Annotated in this window: 13 protein-coding genes; 5 read left to right on the top strand and 8 right to left on the bottom strand. The window is 67.5% G+C overall.

Annotated elements, in window-relative coordinates; genetic code table 11:
- Positions 1–116 precede the first annotated feature (116 nt).
- The 5 genes from AC3ITN_RS17350 to AC3ITN_RS17370 form a co-directional block, all read right to left on the bottom strand.
- Complete coding sequence (locus AC3ITN_RS17350; protein ID WP_489391309.1) at positions 117–599, bottom strand: GNAT family N-acetyltransferase; 483 nt, start codon at positions 597–599, stop codon at positions 117–119.
- A gap of 3 nt (positions 600–602) precedes the next feature.
- Positions 603–872 carry a type II toxin-antitoxin system TacA family antitoxin gene (locus AC3ITN_RS17355; RefSeq protein WP_489391310.1) on the bottom strand — a complete coding sequence of 90 codons (270 nt, stop codon included), beginning with the start codon at positions 870–872 and terminating at the stop codon, positions 603–605.
- 188 nt (positions 873–1,060) lie between these two features.
- The gene (locus AC3ITN_RS17360; RefSeq protein ID WP_489391311.1) at positions 1,061–2,134 is read right to left on the bottom strand and encodes a 3-deoxy-7-phosphoheptulonate synthase; all 1,074 of its coding nucleotides are present in this window, start codon (positions 2,132–2,134) and stop codon (positions 1,061–1,063) included.
- 298 nt (positions 2,135–2,432) lie between these two features.
- The gene (gene groL, locus AC3ITN_RS17365; protein WP_313344439.1) at positions 2,433–4,082 is read right to left on the bottom strand and encodes a chaperonin GroEL; all 1,650 of its coding nucleotides are present in this window, start codon (positions 4,080–4,082) and stop codon (positions 2,433–2,435) included.
- Between the two features lie 90 nt (positions 4,083–4,172).
- Positions 4,173–4,460 (bottom strand): co-chaperone GroES, encoded by a 288-nt coding sequence (locus AC3ITN_RS17370; RefSeq protein WP_313344436.1) that lies wholly within the window; start codon positions 4,458–4,460, stop codon positions 4,173–4,175.
- A 302-nt stretch (positions 4,461–4,762) separates the two neighbouring features.
- On the opposite strand from AC3ITN_RS17370, the gene AC3ITN_RS17375 reads away from it, so the two are divergent.
- The 4 genes from AC3ITN_RS17375 to AC3ITN_RS17390 all read left to right on the top strand — a co-directional run bounded on the left by AC3ITN_RS17375 (position 4,763) and on the right by AC3ITN_RS17390 (position 9,979).
- Positions 4,763–6,553 carry an endonuclease gene (locus AC3ITN_RS17375; RefSeq protein ID WP_489391312.1) on the top strand — a complete coding sequence of 597 codons (1,791 nt, stop codon included), beginning with the start codon at positions 4,763–4,765 and terminating at the stop codon, positions 6,551–6,553.
- A 137-nt stretch (positions 6,554–6,690) separates the two neighbouring features.
- Positions 6,691–7,029, top strand: a complete 339-nt coding sequence (gene cutA, locus AC3ITN_RS17380; RefSeq protein WP_313344430.1) for a divalent-cation tolerance protein CutA — start codon at positions 6,691–6,693, stop codon at positions 7,027–7,029.
- Complete coding sequence (locus tag AC3ITN_RS17385; protein WP_489391313.1) at positions 7,029–9,392, top strand: protein-disulfide reductase DsbD family protein; 2,364 nt, start codon at positions 7,029–7,031, stop codon at positions 9,390–9,392. Before cutA ends, AC3ITN_RS17385 begins: the two co-directional genes overlap by 1 nt.
- On the top strand, positions 9,389–9,979 hold the full coding sequence (locus AC3ITN_RS17390; RefSeq protein ID WP_489391314.1) for a TlpA family protein disulfide reductase: 591 nt from the start codon (positions 9,389–9,391) through the stop codon (positions 9,977–9,979). The genes AC3ITN_RS17385 and AC3ITN_RS17390 overlap by 4 nt, the downstream gene beginning before the upstream one ends.
- A 33-nt stretch (positions 9,980–10,012) precedes the next feature.
- Here AC3ITN_RS17390 and AC3ITN_RS17395 read toward each other — a convergent pair whose 3' ends face one another.
- Positions 10,013–12,649 carry an excinuclease ABC subunit UvrA gene (locus tag AC3ITN_RS17395; RefSeq protein ID WP_489391315.1) on the bottom strand — a complete coding sequence of 879 codons (2,637 nt, stop codon included), beginning with the start codon at positions 12,647–12,649 and terminating at the stop codon, positions 10,013–10,015.
- 241 nt (positions 12,650–12,890) lie between these two features.
- Between AC3ITN_RS17395 and AC3ITN_RS17400 the strand changes: the two genes are divergently transcribed.
- A complete protein-coding gene (locus AC3ITN_RS17400) occupies positions 12,891–13,529 on the top strand; it encodes a DNA-3-methyladenine glycosylase (RefSeq protein WP_489391316.1) in 639 nt (212 codons plus the stop codon).
- 31 nt (positions 13,530–13,560) lie between these two features.
- Here the strand turns inward: AC3ITN_RS17400 and AC3ITN_RS17405 are convergent, their stop codons facing one another.
- Together AC3ITN_RS17405 and AC3ITN_RS17410 are read right to left on the bottom strand one after the other, a co-directional pair.
- Complete coding sequence (locus tag AC3ITN_RS17405; RefSeq protein WP_489391317.1) at positions 13,561–14,202, bottom strand: M23 family metallopeptidase; 642 nt, start codon at positions 14,200–14,202, stop codon at positions 13,561–13,563.
- Positions 14,203–14,277: 75 nt separating this feature from the next.
- Positions 14,278–16,557, bottom strand: a complete 2,280-nt coding sequence (locus AC3ITN_RS17410; protein WP_489391318.1) for a CocE/NonD family hydrolase — start codon at positions 16,555–16,557, stop codon at positions 14,278–14,280.
- Positions 16,558–16,586 lie beyond the last annotated feature (29 nt).

A 16,586-nucleotide genomic window follows, 5' to 3' on the forward strand; every position in this document is an offset into this window, starting at 1 on the left:
ATGCACCGGTAGCGACCAACCGTTGGTCGGGCGACCTTCGTTACCGACCAACGGTCGGTACCTACCGCAGAGAACCGTGGTCGTTACCTGCCGCAGTTGGCGCGCGAACGCGCCGATCAGGTGCCGTTGAGCGACAACATCACCGTCATGTCGTTGATGGGCGATGCGATGAAACCGTGCTTCAGATAGAACGACTTGGCGGCGTCGTCGACGGCATGGCACAGCATTGCGCGAGCGCCGATCTGACCACTCGCTTGAACTGCGCGCATTACGGCGTCTTTCAGCAGACCTTTACCGATCCCCTGGCCCATCCACTCCACGTGTACCGCCAAGCGTCCCAACACGATGACCGGGATCGGATTCGGCATATTGCGGCGCACCCTTCCCGGTGCAGTCTCGTGTGACATCGCACCCGCTGCCAGCGCGTAGTACCCCACGACGTTGCCATGCTCATCGCAGCAGACGAAGCACCTGGACGCCCCGGACAACTGATTCTGGTATGCACGATCGATCAACCATCGGGTCAAACCCGGCGCGCTGCACTGAAAGCCATCCAGTCGGTGCAGAGCAGTGAGCGCGGCCGGTGCTGTGAGCCGCAACGCTCAGCGCTCCCAGGGTGCCGGGGTGTTCAACAGGCGGCGAATGGCCGCGTTGTCTTCCAGGGGCGCTTCAAGGGCGGCGTTGAAGCGCCGCAGATTCTCTGCGCTGAGCAGGAACTGGGTCTGGTCCGCGAGCACTTCGCGCGCCCTCTCGCAGGCCGCATCGAGAATGAACTCGGTGCGGTTCACGCCACTGATCTCAACGGCACGATCGATGAGCGCCTGCTTGTCAGCGGGCGCGCGGAAATTAATGACTTTGCTGGGCGTGCTCATGGGAAGGTCTCGCAGCACAATTGCATGTGTATACATTGTACATACACCCCGTCGAGCACTCAAGGAAGGTCGACAGAGCGCGTGAGAACTGCGGATTCAACCAATTGATTTTATTGGCCAAGTTGGTCGTATCCGGTAGGCGCGGCGTTGTGAAGCGGGGCAGAGCCCCGCTCTATCGGCGACCCGGGTCAGGCCGCTTCGCTCAGCCGATGCGCGCGGCGGGCGCGCACCGCTTCGGCCAGCGATTGGAGCACGGCCAGGGAACTGTCCCAGCCGATGCAGCCGTCGGTGATGCTCTGCCCGTAGACCAGCGGTTGGCCGTCCACCAGCTCCTGCCGGCCAGCCACCAGATGGCTTTCCACCATCACGCCCACGATGCGGTCTTCGCCCGCGGCGAGCTGCGCATTGATGTCGGCGATGACCTTGGGCTGGTTCTCCGGGTTCTTGCTGCTGTTGGCATGGCTGGCATCGATCATCAACCGCGCCGGCAGATGCGATTTGACCAGCGTCTGGCTGGCCGCCTCCACGCTGGCCGCGTCGAAGTTCGGCACCTTGCCGCCCCGCAGGATCACGTGGCAATCCGGGTTGCCAGCGGTGGCGACGATGGCGGTGTCGCCCTGCTTGGTCACCGACAGGAAGTGATGCGGGTTGGAGGCGGCGCCCACCGCATCGGCGGCGATCTTGATGTTGCCGTCCGTGCCGTTCTTGAACCCCACCGGGCACGACAGGCCCGACGCCAGTTCGCGGTGCACCTGGCTCTCGGTGGTACGTGCACCGATCGCGCCCCAGGCCACCAGGTCGGCGATGTACTGCGGCGAGATGACATCGAGGAATTCCACGCCGGCCGGCAGGCCGAGCTTGTTGATGTCGCGCAGCAGGCCGCGCGCAACACGCAGGCCCTTGTTGATCTGGAAGCTGCCATCCAGGTCCGGATCATTGATCAGGCCCTTCCAGCCCACGGTGGTGCGTGGCTTCTCGAAGTACACGCGCATGACGATTTCCAGCTCGTCCGCGTAGGCATCACGCAGCGGCTTGAGGCGCTGCGCGTACTCGATCGCGGCGACCGGATCGTGGATCGAACAAGGGCCGATCACCACGGCAAGGCGGTCGTCGCGACCGTGCAGGATCTCGTGCAGTGCCGCGCGGGACGCGCTGACCGTGGCCGATGCTTCATCGTCGCAGGGCAGCATGGAGAGCAGCTGCGCCGGCGGCGTGAGCGGCTCGATGTTTCGGATGCGAAGGTCGTCGGTGTGGGGGGGCATGGGGGGGTGTCTCCTGGAAGGTAGGGGTCCCCAGCGCGGCGGCAACAAAAAAGCCGCCAGGTGCGCTGGCGGCTTTCGGGAATGCGTCTGAAGGTTTCTTCAGGGTGAACGCATGCCTTCCTCCGCCGGTGGCTTCGGAAAGTAATACCAAAAGTAGGAATTGGCGTGGCGTGCGTTCATTGGAGAGTATTGATAACACAGGGGTTTGGGACTGCCAACTGTTTCATTCGCAACTGCGCAACAAAAAACCCCGCCTTTCAGCGGGGTTCTTCGTTTGCAGTGCGACAGGTGCGGGGACTTAGAAGTCCATGCCGCCCATGCCACCCATACCGCCCATGCCGCCGCCTGCTGCGCCGGCGCCGTCATCCTTCTTCGGCGCTTCAGCCACCATCGCTTCGGTGGTGATCATCAGGCCGGCGATCGAGGCCGCGTTCTGCAGTGCCGAACGGGTGACCTTGGTCGGGTCCAGGATGCCGAAGGCCAGCATGTCGCCGAACTCGCCGGTGGCGGCGTTGTAGCCGAAGCTGCCGGTGCCTTCCTTGACCTTGTTGACGATCACGGACGGCTCTTCGCCGGCATTGGCGACGATTTCGCGCAGCGGAGCTTCCATCGCGCGCAGGGCGATCTGGATGCCATGGTTCTGGTCTTCGTTGTTGCCCTTCAGGTCACCCAGCGCGCTGACGGCACGCACCAGCGCGACGCCGCCGCCCGGAACCACGCCTTCTTCAACGGCCGCACGGGTAGCGTGCAGGGCGTCGTCGACGCGGTCCTTCTTTTCCTTCATTTCGATTTCGGTCGAAGCACCGACCTTGATCACGGCAACACCGCCGGCCAGCTTGGCCACGCGTTCCTGCAGCTTCTCACGGTCGTAATCGGACGAGGTCTCTTCGATCTGCGCCTTGATCTGGGTGACGCGCGATGCGATGGCATCCTGCTCGCCGGCACCGTCGATGATGATGGTGTTTTCCTTCGAGACCTGGACCTTCTTCGCACGACCCAGGTCGGTCAGGGTGGCCTTTTCCAGCGACAGGCCGACTTCTTCGGAAATCACGGTGCCGCTGGTCAGCACGGCCATGTCCTGCAGCATCGCCTTGCGACGATCGCCGAAGCCCGGTGCCTTGACCGCCACGACCTTCACGATGCCACGGATGGTGTTGACCACCAGGGTGGCCAGCGCTTCGCCTTCGACTTCTTCAGCGACGATCAGCAGCGGCTTGCCGGCCTTGGCCACGCCTTCCAGCACGGGCAGCAGGTCGCGGACGTTGGAGATCTTCTTGTCGTACAGCAGGATGAACGGGTCATCCAGGTCGGCGGTCTGCGCCTGCTGGTTGTTGACGAAGTACGGCGAGAGGTAGCCGCGGTCGAACTGCATGCCCTCCACGACGTCCAGCTCGTTTTCCAGGCCCGAGCCTTCTTCAACGGTGATGACGCCTTCCTTGCCAACCTTCTTCATCGCTTCGGCGATGATGTTGCCGATCGACTCGTCCGAGTTGGCCGAGATCGTGCCGACCTGGGCAATGGCCTTGTCGTCAGCGGTGGGCTGGGAGATGTTCTTCAGCTCGGCAACGGCGGCCACGACGGCCTTGTCGATACCACGCTTGAGGTCCATCGGGTTCATGCCGGCAGCAACGGCCTTGGCGCCTTCGCGGATCAGGGCCTGGGCCAGCACGGTGGCGGTGGTGGTGCCGTCGCCGGCGTCGTCGTTGGTACGCGACGCGACTTCCTTCACCATTTGCGCGCCCATGTTCTCGAACTTGTCAGCCAGCTCGATTTCCTTGGCGACGGACACGCCGTCCTTGGTGATGGTCGGGGCGCCGAAGCTCTTTTCGAGCACGACGTTGCGGCCCTTCGGGCCCAGGGTAGCCTTGACGGCATTGGCGAGAATGTTGACGCCGCGCACCATGCGCGAACGTGCGTCTTCACCGAAACGAATTTCCTTGGCAGCCATTAGCGTTTACCTTTTCTGTAGAGCCGGACGATGCCCGGCTGATCAATGTTGGGGACACGAAACGCCGGGCCAGGCCCGGCGGCGCCAAACTCAGCCGACGATGGCGAGGATGTCGTCTTCGCGCAGGACCTTGTATTCCACGCCTTCGCTCTTGTAGCTGCTGCCGGCGTACTGGCCGTAGATGACCTTGTCGCCCACCTTCAGGGCCGGCGCGCGGACGCTGCCGTTGTCCAGCGGCTTGCCGGTGCCCACGGCCACGACTTCACCCTTGGTCGACTTTTCCTTGGCGGAGTCGGGGATGAAGATACCGCCGGCGGAAACTTCATCGGCTTCGATCGGCTTGACCACGACGCGGTCGTGAAGCGGCTTGATGCTCATGTGGGGCCTCTTAAGTTGTTGATTGGGCTGAAAAAGTCCGGCGATATTAGCACTCACCCAGGGTGACTGCCAGCAACGCTCGTGAAAAAACCCGCCAGTGCGGGACAAGGCAGAGATGGTGCTGCCCCGCGCCCTTTCAAGGGGCCTGCCGGGAATTTGTGAGGCGCGACCTGTCCCCGCCATTCATCCGCCAAAATCTTGACGCACGTCCCAGTGTTGAGTGCCGATCACGACATATCGATAGATGTGTCATCTGGATTGACTAGATTCACGCGGCAAATCCCAATCACAAGGAGCCGTAGATGAGGTTGCTCACACCGCTGTCGCTGGGGTGCCTGCTGGCATTGGCTGCCAGTTCCGCCCAGGCCGAAGTCTTCATCAATGAACTGCACTACGACGACAACACCCCCGCCGGGGACGTAGGCGAGGCCATCGAGGTGGTCGCCACCGGGGGCGAGGACCTCAGCAGCTACCGCCTGTACCTGTACAACGGCAGCACGCCGTCGGCAGCCACGGTCTATGCCAACAACCCGGTCCCGGCCGGCACCGCCGCCAGCTGCGGCAAGGCCAGCATCGCCACCGTCACCTACCCCACCAATGGCCTGCAGAACGGGTCCAACGACGGTATCGCGCTGGTCGACGCCAGCGGCAAGGTGGTCCAGTTCATCAGCTACGAAGGCACCATCACCGCCTCCGGGGGCCCCGCCGCCGGGCTGACCAGCCAGAACATCCCGGTCAGCGAGAGCAACAGCACCGCCCCGGGCACCTCCCTGCAGCTCACCGGCAGCGGCAGCCAGTACAGCCACTTCACCTGGGCCGGCTCGGCCGCGCAGACCTTCGGCACCTGCAACAACGGCCAGACCTTCAGCGGCGGCGGCAGCACCGGACCGAACACCCCGCCCTCGGTCAGCACCACCACCCCCGAACAGGGTGCCACCACCTTCCCGGCCGCCGCCGACCTCGCGGTGACCTTCAGCGAGACCGTCACCGTCACCAGCGGCGCGTTCACGCTGAGCTGCGGCCAGTCCGGCACGGTCCCGCTCACTCATGCCAGCAGCGGTACCCGCTTCACCCTGTCCACCAACACCGCACTGGTGGCCGGTGAAGCGTGCCGGTTCGACATCCGCGCCGCCCGCATCAAGGACGCCCAGGGCGCACGCCCGGCCGCCGACACCCGTATCGCCTTCACCGTGGCCAGCGGCGGGACCGATCCCGGCCCGGGCCCCGATCCGGATCCGGGCACCTACTACTCCAGGGTCAACACCTCCAGCCCCAGCCAGCTGCGCTGCTCGCTGCACGCCACCATCAAGGGCCACACCTCCTACCCCTACAGCGGTTCGGGCACCAGCACCTGGACCATCCTGGAGATCGCCGACGAGGACCCCAACAACAGCGGCCGCATCCTGGACGCCTACCGCAACCGCAGCTACGCCAAGGTCAGTGACCGCGCGGGCACCGGCAGCGGGCTCACCTACAACCGCGAGCACACCTGGCCCAACTCGCTGGGCTTTGCCAGCACCACCGGCGACAAGGGCCTGCCGTACGCGCCCTACACCGACACCCACATGCTGTACCTGACCGATGCGCAGTGGAACGCGGACCGCGGCAACAAGCCGTTCGCCAAGTGCGACAGCAACTGCGGCGAGCGCGCCACCGAGGCCAACAACGGCCAGGGCGGTGGCAGCGGCGGCTATCCGGGCAACTCCAACTGGGTGCGCACCCCGGACGGCAATACCGGAACGTTCGAGGTGTGGGGCCGTCGCAAGGGCGATATGGCGCGTGCGGTGATGTACATGGCCATCCGTTATGAAGGCGGCAAGGACGCGGCCACCGGCCAGTCCGAACCGGACCTGGAGCTGACCGACGACCGCAGCAGGATCGTCAAGACCTCCGCCTCGCCGGCGTACATGGGCCTGCTCTCGACCCTGATCGACTGGCACCTGTCGGACCCGCCGGATGCGGCCGAACGCGCCCGCAACGAGGTGATCTACAGCTTCCAGGGCAACCGCAACCCGTTCATCGACCACCCCGAGTGGGCTACCCCTGGCCTGTTCACCTCGGCGCAGCCGGCTACCTGCCAGTTGGCGAATTGAGGTAGTCGTCGGTGGTGCCGGCCAACGGCGGGCACCACCGGGTTTGCCTGGAGCCGGCCAGCGGCCGGCACTACCAGGTCTGGGATGCCGGCCGGTTCCGTTGGGACCGGCCGGCATCCGCATTACAATCGGCGGTCATGCCTACCGCTGATCCCGTATTCATTCTTTTGACCACCTGCCCCGACGCGGCGACCGCCGCGCGGCTGGCACATGCGTTGGTCGAAGAGCGCCTGGCCGCCTGCGTGACCCGCCTTGACGGCGCGCACTCGACCTACCGCTGGCACGGCGAGGTCACCGAGGACCACGAGGTCCAACTGCTGATCAAGACCACCGGCAGCCGTCTCGACGCCGCCATCGCGCGCGTGCAGGCGCTGCATCCGTATGAACTCCCCGAGTGCATCGCGGTCGAAACCCGCGCCGGCCTGCCGGCGTACCTGGATTGGATTCGGGCGCAGACCCGTGAGGAAACTGATTGATGTCGCTGCTTCGTCGCATTGCCGCGCTGTGTGCGCTGTTCGTGGTGTCCCTCCCGGCGCTGGCCGTCAGTGAAAAAGACCTGCTGCCCGTGGACGAGGCGTTCGGGCTGACCGCGCAGGCGCGCGACCGCGACCGCATCGAGGTCAGCTGGAAGATCGCGCCGGGGTATTACCTCTACCGTCATCGCACCACGGTGAAGTCCGATGCCGGCTTCAGCGCCGAGGCGCTGCAGATGCCGGCCGGCAAGAAACACCACGACGATTTCTTCGGCGAGGTCGAAACCTACCGTGACCGCCTGGTCGCCGTGCTGCCGGGCAAGGCCGCGGACGATGCCGGCACGGTCACGTTGGAAGTGCGCTACCAGGGCTGCGCCGATGCCGGCGTGTGCTACCCGCCGCAGAAGCGCAGCGTGCAGGTGAAGCTGCCCGGCGGCACCGCACGTGGCGACAGCGCCGTGGTGCCGGCCGTCAGCAGCGGCGCGGCGTCTCCGTTCAACAACCCGCTGGCCGGCAACACCGCCTCCAGTGGGCTGCGCCTGCCCGGTGCGGCGAGCACCCAGTCGCTGCCGCTGCCGTCCGAACGCGCGTTCGGCTTCGACGCCATCGTCGGCGACGGCAATACCGTGCTGCTGCGCTTCAGCCCAGCGCCAGGCTATTACCTGTACCGCGATCGCACCACGCTGAAGCTGGAAGGCGCGGCAGGCATCCGTGCAGACAAACCGCTGTGGCCGGCCGCCAGCGCGCATCGCGACGAACACTTCGGCGATGTGTCGGTGTACTTCGACCAGGTGGACGTGAAGCTGCCGCTGCGCCGCAGCCGCGCCGAGGCCGCCGAGGCGACCCTGGTGATCACGTTCCAGGGCTGCCAGACCGATGGCATCTGCTACCCGCCGATGACGCGGCGGGTGAAGCTGGCACTGCCGGCCGGCAAGATCAACGCCAGTGCCGATGAAGTGGCGCGCCGCAGCGAGGTGATCGCCCCGCTGCCCACGCGCGAAAAGCGTGCGCAGGCCCGCGACGCCACAGGCATCGCGACCCAGCCGATGCTGATCCGCCCGAACGAACCGGCGCTGGCCCCGACCGATGTCGGCAGTGCCGATGCCACCGCAGGCAACGCGCAGCGCACCCGCCCGCCCGGCACCGAAGCGGCCCCGACCACGCTGGTGGCTGCACTGCTGCTGGCGCTGGCGGCCGGCCTGATCCTCAACCTGATGCCGTGCGTGCTGCCGATCCTGTCGCTGAAGGTACTGGGCGTGGCGCAGAGCGGCGAGAGCCGCCAGCGCGCGCGCAGCCATGCGCTCTGGTACACCGCCGGCGTGCTGGTGGCGTTCGCCGCGATCGGTGCGCTGGTGCTGGCCCTGCGCGCCGCCGGCCAGGCGGCGGGTTGGGGCTTCCAGCTGCAGCACCCGTGGTTCATCGCGGCGCTGGTGTACCTGATGTTCACCGTGGGCCTGAGCCTGTCCGGCGTGTTCACGCTGGGCGGCAGCCTGGGCGGCGTGGGCCAGTCCCTGGCGTCGCGTTCGGGACCGGTCGGCGACTTCTTCACCGGCGTGCTCGCCTGCGTGGTGGCCAGCCCGTGCGTGGCACCGTTCATGGGGGTGCCGCTGGCGTATGCGTTCACCGCGCCCGCGTTGCCGGCCATGCTGGTGTTCCTGGTGCTGGGCCTCGGCCTGGCGCTGCCGTTCCTGCTGATCGGCTTCGTGCCTTCACTGGCCAGGCGCCTGCCGCGACCCGGCGCGTGGATGGAAACACTGAAGCAGGTGCTGGCCTTCCCGATGTATGCCACCGCACTGTGGCTGCTGTGGGTGTTGGGCAAGCAGCGCGGCGTGGATGCCATGGCGCTGGTACTGGGCGGGCTGGTGGTACTGGGCCTGGCGCTGTGGTGGTTCGAGCGCAGCCGCTGGCGCAGCCAGCGCGTCGGCGCACTGCTGTCCAGCCTGCTGCTGCTGGGCGCACTGGTGCCGGTGTGGGGCGTTACGCGTATCGAGGCGCCGGCCAAGGCCGCGCTCAGCGCCACCGACAACGTGGTGGCCTATTCGCCGCAGATGCTGGACCGGCTGCGCCAGGACAACCGCGTGGTGTTCGTCAACATGACCGCCGACTGGTGCGTGACCTGCAAGGCCAACGAACGCGCGGTGCTGGGCACGCACGCGTTCCAGGACACCCTGCGCCGCACCAACGCGGTGTACATGCGGGGCGACTACACCAACGTGGACCCGGAGATCACCGCGTTCCTGGATGAGCACAAGGCGGTCGGCGTGCCGCTGTACGTGGTGTACGGCCCGGGCGCACCGCCCACCGTGCTGCCCACCGTGCTGACCCAGGCAATCGTCGAAGAAGCCCTGCTGCGCACCGCACGATGAGCGCGCCGCCGCCCCGCATCTCGTTGATGGCCGTGGCGGCCGTTGCGGCGGTGCTGGGACTGGTCGCTGGCGTGTACTACGTCGCGCGTACGCCGCAGGACCTGCGTTTTCCCGCCGTGGACCGCCCTGCGGCGGTGCCGGCGAAGCCGGGTGAAGCGATGCCGGCGATCACACTGCCGGACGTGGATGGAACGCCGGTGGTTTTCACCCGCTTCCGCGGCCGCCCGCTGCTGATCAACGTGTGGGCCAGCTGGTGCGGCCCGTGCGTGGAGGAAATGCCGATGCTGGCCGCATTCGCCGCGGCGCAGCCGGCCGACGGCGTGCAGGTGGTGGGGTTGGCCATCGATACGCCAGACGGCGTGCGCGACTTCCTTGATCGCGTACCGGTGAAGTACCCCATCGTGGTCGAACAGCCGGCGCCCGACGATGCCAGCGTTCGCCTGGGCAATGGGCAGGGGCTGCTGCCGTACACGGTGCTGGTGGGTGCGGACGGAACGATCGTCAAGCAGAAGCTGGGGCCGTTCGCGCCGGGAGAAATCGAACGGTGGGTGGGCGGTACCGACCAACGGTCGGTACCTACGCGGTAGCTGCCCACCGTTGGTGGGTACGGGCGCCGGGGATCACGCGAAAAACCGCCGCAGATATCCAGCCGTCTTCCCCCCCGTCGAGCGGCTCACCTGCTCCGGCGTCCCGGCCGCCACGATCCGGCCACCCTCTTCACCGGCGCCCGGCCCCACATCGATCACCCAGTCCGCATCGGCCACGGTGCGCAGGTCGTGCTCGACCACCACCACTGTATTGCCCGCCTCCACCAGCCCGTGCAGCTGCGCCATCAGCTTGTCCACGTCGGCCGGGTGCAGCCCGGTGGTCGGCTCATCAAGCACGTACAGGCTGTTGCCCTGCTGGCTGCGCTGCAGCTCCGTGGCCAGCTTGATGCGCTGCGCTTCGCCACCCGACAACTCGGTGGCCGGCTGGCCCAGCCGCAGGTAGCCCAGGCCGATGTCGCGCAGCAGTTGCAATGGACGCTGCACCACCGTTTCATCGGCAAAGAACGCCAGCGCCTCGTCCACCGTCATCGCCAGCACCTGGGCGATGTTGCGGCCATTCCATTCCACCTCCAGCGTCTTGGCGTTGTAGCGCTGCCCGTGGCAGGTGGGGCACGGCGCGTAGACGCTGGGCATGAACAGCAGTTCCACATGCACGAAGCCTTCGCCCTCGCAGGTTTCGCAGCGGCCCTGGGCAACGTTGAAGGAGAAGCGGCTGGCGCTGTAACGCCGTGCCTTGGCCATGCGGGTGCCCGCGAACAGCTTGCGCACGTGGTCGAACAGGCCGGTATAGGTGGCCAGGTTGGAACGCGGCGTGCGGCCGATCGGCTTCTGGTCCACGTTCACCAGCCGCCGGATCGCGGTGTGCCCGGCATGCAGACGGCCGCGCGTGCGCTCGATGCGGCTCGGCTGCGGCAGCTCGTCGTCCACCTCGGCAACGACCGGTTCGTGGCCGAGGTGTTCGCCCACCAGTTCCACCAGCGCCTGGCTCACCAGGCTGGATTTGCCCGAGCCGGAGACGCCCGTGACCGCACAGAACGCGCCGAGCGGGAAGCGCGCATCCAGCCCATGCAGGTTGTTGCGGTGGATCCCGCGCAGCTCCAGCCAGCCCGATGGCGTGCGCGGGGTGCGCCGCGCAACGGTGGCATCGGCGAACAGGTAGGCGGCCGTGGCCGATGCCTTGATGCCGCGCAGGCCTTCCGGCGGGCCGCTGTAGAGCACCTGCCCACCGTGCTGGCCCGCGCCGGGCCCCACGTCCACCAGCCAGTCGGCACGGCGCAGCATCTCAAGATCGTGCTCGACCACGAACAACGTATTGCCACCGGCCTTGAGCTGGTCCAGCGCGTGGTACAGCGCCTCGCCATCGGCCGGGTGCAGGCCCGCCGTGGGCTCGTCGAGCACGTACACCACGCCGAACAGACTGGAGCGGATCTGCGTGGCCAGCCGCAGCCGCTGCAGCTCCCCTGGCGACAACGTGGGCGTGGCACGGTCCATCGACAGGTAGCCCAGGCCCAACGCCTGCAGCGTGCCGATGCGCTCGACCAGATCGTGGGCAATGCGCTGGGCAGCGATGCGCTTCTCCTGGGACAGGTCCGGGGTGCGGCGTACATCGCTGCTGCCGGTGTGCGCATGGCCGCCGCCGGCGACGCGCTGCTGGTCGGCCTTGCGACCGGCGGCACGGCTGCGGGTGGCGCGTGCGGCGGGTGCGTCGAAGCGGCCTGCCGCCGCCGGGCGCAGCACCTCGGCCATCGCCGCCAGCGACAGCTGCGACAGCGCGCCGATATCCAGCCCGGCAAACGTCACCGCCAGCGACGCACGCTTGAGCCGCTTGCCATCGCACACCGGGCACACGGTACCCACCATGTAGCGCGCCACGCGCTTCTTCATCATGGCGCTCTGGGTGGTGGCGAAGGTATGCAGCACGTAGCGCCGCGCACCGCTGAAGGTGCCCATGTAACTGGGTTCTTCCTTGCGACGCAGCGCGGCGCGGGTCTCGGCCGGGGTGAAACCGGCGTACACCGGCGCCACCGGCTGTTCTTCGGTGAACAGGATCCAGTCGCGCTGCTTCTTCGGCAGGTCGCGCCAGGGAATGTCCACGTCGTAGCCCAGCGTGACCAGGATGTCGCGCTGGTTCTGGCCGTGCCAGGCGGGCGGCCATGCCGCGATGGCGCGCTCGCGGATGCTCAGCGACGGGTCGGGCACCATCGACTGCTCGGTCACCTCGTACACATGGCCCAGGCCATGGCAGTTCGGGCACGCCCCCTGCGGCGTGTTGGGCGAGAAGTCTTCCGCATACAGCATGGGCTGTTTTGCGGGATAGGTGCCGGCGCGCGAGTACAGCATGCGCAGCATGCTGGACAACGTGGTCACGCTGCCCACGCTGGAGCGCACGCTGGCCGTGCCGCGCTGCTGCTGCAGGGCGACCGCCGGCGGCAGGCCCTCGATGGCATCCACGTCCGGTACGCCCACCTGGTCGATCAGCCGACGCGCGTACGGCGACAGCGACTCCAGGTAGCGCCGCTGCGCTTCGGCGTAGAGCGTGCCGAACGCCAGCGACGATTTGCCGGAGCCGGAGATGCCGGAGAACACCACCAGCGCATCGCGCGGGATATCCACGTCGACGTTCTTGAGGTTGTGCTCGCGTGCACCGCGCACGCGGACGAACGCGTCACCGGAGCGGGTGGAGGACGGGCGGTTTCGGCGTGTGCTCATCCAGGAAGGATACCTCCGGCACCCAACTTCGCTGCGCGCCCCTCGTAGACGCCGTTATCACGGGTGCATCACGCGCCCACCGGAATCAACGGGCGCATCGCCGATGGCCGCGCCATTTCAGCTGTCGAATGTTGGCTCGCGCCTACATTCCTCTTTCCACTGCAATGCCTTTGGGTAAACGACTTGATGCCATGACGACGGCGCCGGGTGCATCGTGCAAGCACACGACCTGGAACCGGCAATGCCCGCTCGCGATGCATCCCCTGCCCTGCTGCCTCCCTCGCGCTGGCGTACGCTGCCGCGCGGTTTCTACCGCCGCCACCCCACCGAGGTGGCGCCGGATCTGCTCAACACGCTGCTGGTGCGCGACGACGGGCGCGCCGGGCGGATCGTGGAGGTGGAGGCCTACGCCGGGGACCAGGATCCGGCGGCGCATTCCTTTCGGGGGATGACCGCGCGTACTGCCAGCATGTTCGGCGAGTGCGGTCACCTGTACGTCTACTTCACCTATGGCATGCACTGGGGCTCGAACGCGGTCTGCGGCGAGGTTGGACAGGGTTGGGGCGTGCTGCTGCGGGCGCTGGAGCCCGTGCACGGGCTGGACCTGATCCGCGCCGCGCGCCCCGCCATCCGCCGCGACCGTGAGCTGGCCAGCGGACCGGGGCGCTTGTCGCAGGCGATGGGCATCACTCGGTTACTCGATGGCGCGGACCTGGTGAAAAATGACCGTGGCATCCGCATCGTGTCCGATGGCACGCCGCCGCCACTGGATCCGGTGGTGGGACCGCGCATCGGCATCCGGCGGGCAATGGATTTCCCGTGGCGCTGGCACGTGCGTGGGCATGCGCATGTGTCCGGGCCGGTATCGGGGCGCGGGTAGGCCGAAGGGTGTCACGACCAACGGTCGTGACCTACCGGGGTGGTAGCGCACGGCCGTTGGTCGTGCGGTGCTCCTTGAGCAGCGGCAGCGGATCATATGCGCCGTTGGCGCCGTAGATGCCCCAATGCAGGTGCGGCGGCGTCCCGGCGGCGTTGCCGCTGTCGCCTACATACCCCAACACGGTGCCTGCCTGCACCACCTCGCCTTCCATCAGATCCGCACGCCAATCCTCCAGGTGCGCGTAGTAATAGCGCTCGCGTGCAGGACCCACCACCCAGACCTGGCGGCCGCCCAGCCCGGTGTCGCGCACCGAGACCACCACGCCCATCGTCGCACTCACCACCGGCGTGCCGCGCTTGGCGAAGATGTCGATGCCAGCGTGGGTGCGGTCACGCCCGCGCGGTGCACCGAAGGTATCGGCGATGCGACGCGCGGCCACGCCCTCCACCGGCACCGGCAGCGAGGCGGGCGGCGGCATGCGCGACAGCGCCCACATGGCACGTGGCGCCTTGAGCCAGTCGCTGTTCCAAAGCGCAAAGGCCCCGACGGCAACCACGCCCAGCACCAGCAGGCGCCACAGCCAGCGCCGTAGCGTGAACGCCACGGAACGCCGGTGCGGCGTGGCAGCGGACGCAGTGTCATCGTGCTCGTCGGACGTCGAAGGCGTGTTCATGGATTCCAGCATGGCAGAGGTGATGTCCAGAACGCATGCAGGGCATCGCCGCTGCATGCGTATTCGACACGGGCGCTACGGAGTGGTGCCGCCAACGGACGTCGCCACACGCAGCGGAATACGCAGCACGCTGTCGGTGTGCCAGTCGATCTTCAGCGGCACACCCGCGTCGGCCACGGACTCGTCGCTGACATCGCGGCCGGTGCCGTGGTTGACCTGGTGCTGGGCATCCTTGAGCACGTCCACGATCACCAGCAGACGGCTGCCGGCAGCCACCTGCCGCCCGGTCATGCGCGTGCGCTGCAGGGGCAGCGTGGTCCAGCGGCCTGGCGTGAGCAGCTGGCGATGGGTCATGTCGCGGGCGTAGCTGGCGCGGCCGACGAAGTAGGAAAGCTGCATCACCCGCCCGTCCTGCATCAGCTCGTACAGCGTCACCGTCAGGTCGACGTCGCGTTTGTTGATGCGGATCTTGAGATCGCCGGTGAAGCTGCCGACCACGTCGACCGGCGTGGAAAACGCGTCGCTGACGAAGGCCAGGCCACCATCGGTCGGCGCTCCGTCACGCACGATCGGATAGGGATAGTAGGAATGGCGCTGGGTGCTGCGATCCGCGAAGTCCACCGTCTGGCTGATGGCATCGCGCTGGCGCGACGCTTGGTCGCTCAGACGGTAGCGGTCGCCGTCGCGCACGCTGGTGAGGTGGAACGCGCGGTACGCGCCTGCCGCCGCGTCCAGCGAGCGGGCGTGTTCCCAGCGGTTGGCGCCCATCAACTGGTAGTTGACCCGATCCGACAGCAGCGCAGGCAGCGGCGCGCCGCGCAGGACGTGATCGAACCACTGAAAGGTGATGCCCTGGGTGTCAAACTGCGCCGCCGGGTCCACCGCATAACCCCGCAGCTCCATCGCCTTGACCGGGGCCTGCGAACCAAAGTGGTCATACGGCCCGATGAGCAGGCGGTGGTCGGCACCGGGCACGCGACGGGTGTGCTGCTTGACGTACTCCAGCGCCGATATCTGGCCATCGTCGTAGTAGCCGGTGACCGACAGCACCGGGATGGTGATGCGGGTGAAGTCGTCGCCATAGGGCACCATCGCCTGCCAGTAGGCGTCGTAGTCCGGGTGCGCCAGCCAACGCTGCAGCCAGGGGTTGGGCGTGCCGTCCACCTGGTCGATCTGCCGGTAGGGGCGGCCGGAGCGGTACCAGCGTTCGGTCAACGCATCCCAGCGCGCGCGTTGGTTGTAGGTGTCGTTGTCGAGCAGACGGGTGTTGGCCACGTAGAACGGCCACGCATAGTTGGCCGACAGGAACACGTTGTTCTCCATCGGCAGCCCCAGCCCGGGGATGGCCGCGACGTAGGGGGCGATTGCCTTGAGTGCCGGGTGCGCGTGCTTCGCTGCGGCCCACGCCGCAAAGCCGCTGTAACTGCCGCCGTACATCACCACCCGGCCATCGTTCCAGGGTTGGCGGCTGATCCAGTCGATGGCCGCGTTGCCGTCGTCGCCCTCGGTTTCGTAAGGTGCCACCGCGCCGGTGCCGAGCCGCTTGCCGCGCGCATCGACCACCACGCCGACATAGCCGCGCGCCGCCGCCAGCGCGGCCTGGCTGCGGTTCTTCCGCGGGTTGGTGTAGATGGTGAACATCATCGCCGCCGGTTGGGGATCGCGCACGCCGCGTTGGCGGACCACGTGGGCCGACAACACCACGCCGTCGGCGGCGGGAATCAATACGTTGTCGTCGATCTCGAAGCGTCGGTTCTCGTCCTCGTCGACCAGCGCCGGCGCGAGCGTGGCGGCCGCCGCGTAGGTCTGCACGAAGGCGGCCTGGCGCACGATTTCCAGCGCCACCTCGCGCGTGATCGCCGGTTTCCCGGCCTGTGCGGCCAGGGCATCGCGCAGCTCGGCCTCCGCCGAAGGCAGGTTGGTCACGAACCAGTAGTGGGTCTGCAGCGCGGCCAGGTCGTCCAGCAGGGCGAACCGTTCTCGGAAGGCGCGTGCGTAGGCCGTGTCGAAGGGTTCGCGGGTGTTCGTGCGTGACAGGGCCTGGAGCTGATACGGCACCCAGCGCTGCGCCCGCCCCTCATCGCCAGCCTCCCGGAACGACTGCTGCAGGCGCGCGATGGCGGCGGCTGCATCGGCGTGGCGCCCCGCCACCAGCAGCAGCTGGCTGCGCTGGGGATCGGTCAGGGAATCGGCCGGACGCGGGTCCAGGAGGCCTGCCGCCAGCGTGGCCAGTGCGGCGTCGCGCTGCGCAGGCGTGGCCTCGGCAGAGAGCGACCACGGCAGCGTCGAGCCATCCGCCGCAGAGGCGACCAGCGGCAGCAGCATGACCCACAGCACCGCCAACAAACGGAACATGCCCCGCCAACGGCGCGCGGCAACATGCA

The organism is Stenotrophomonas sp. KH_036_B, from assembly GCF_057839485.1.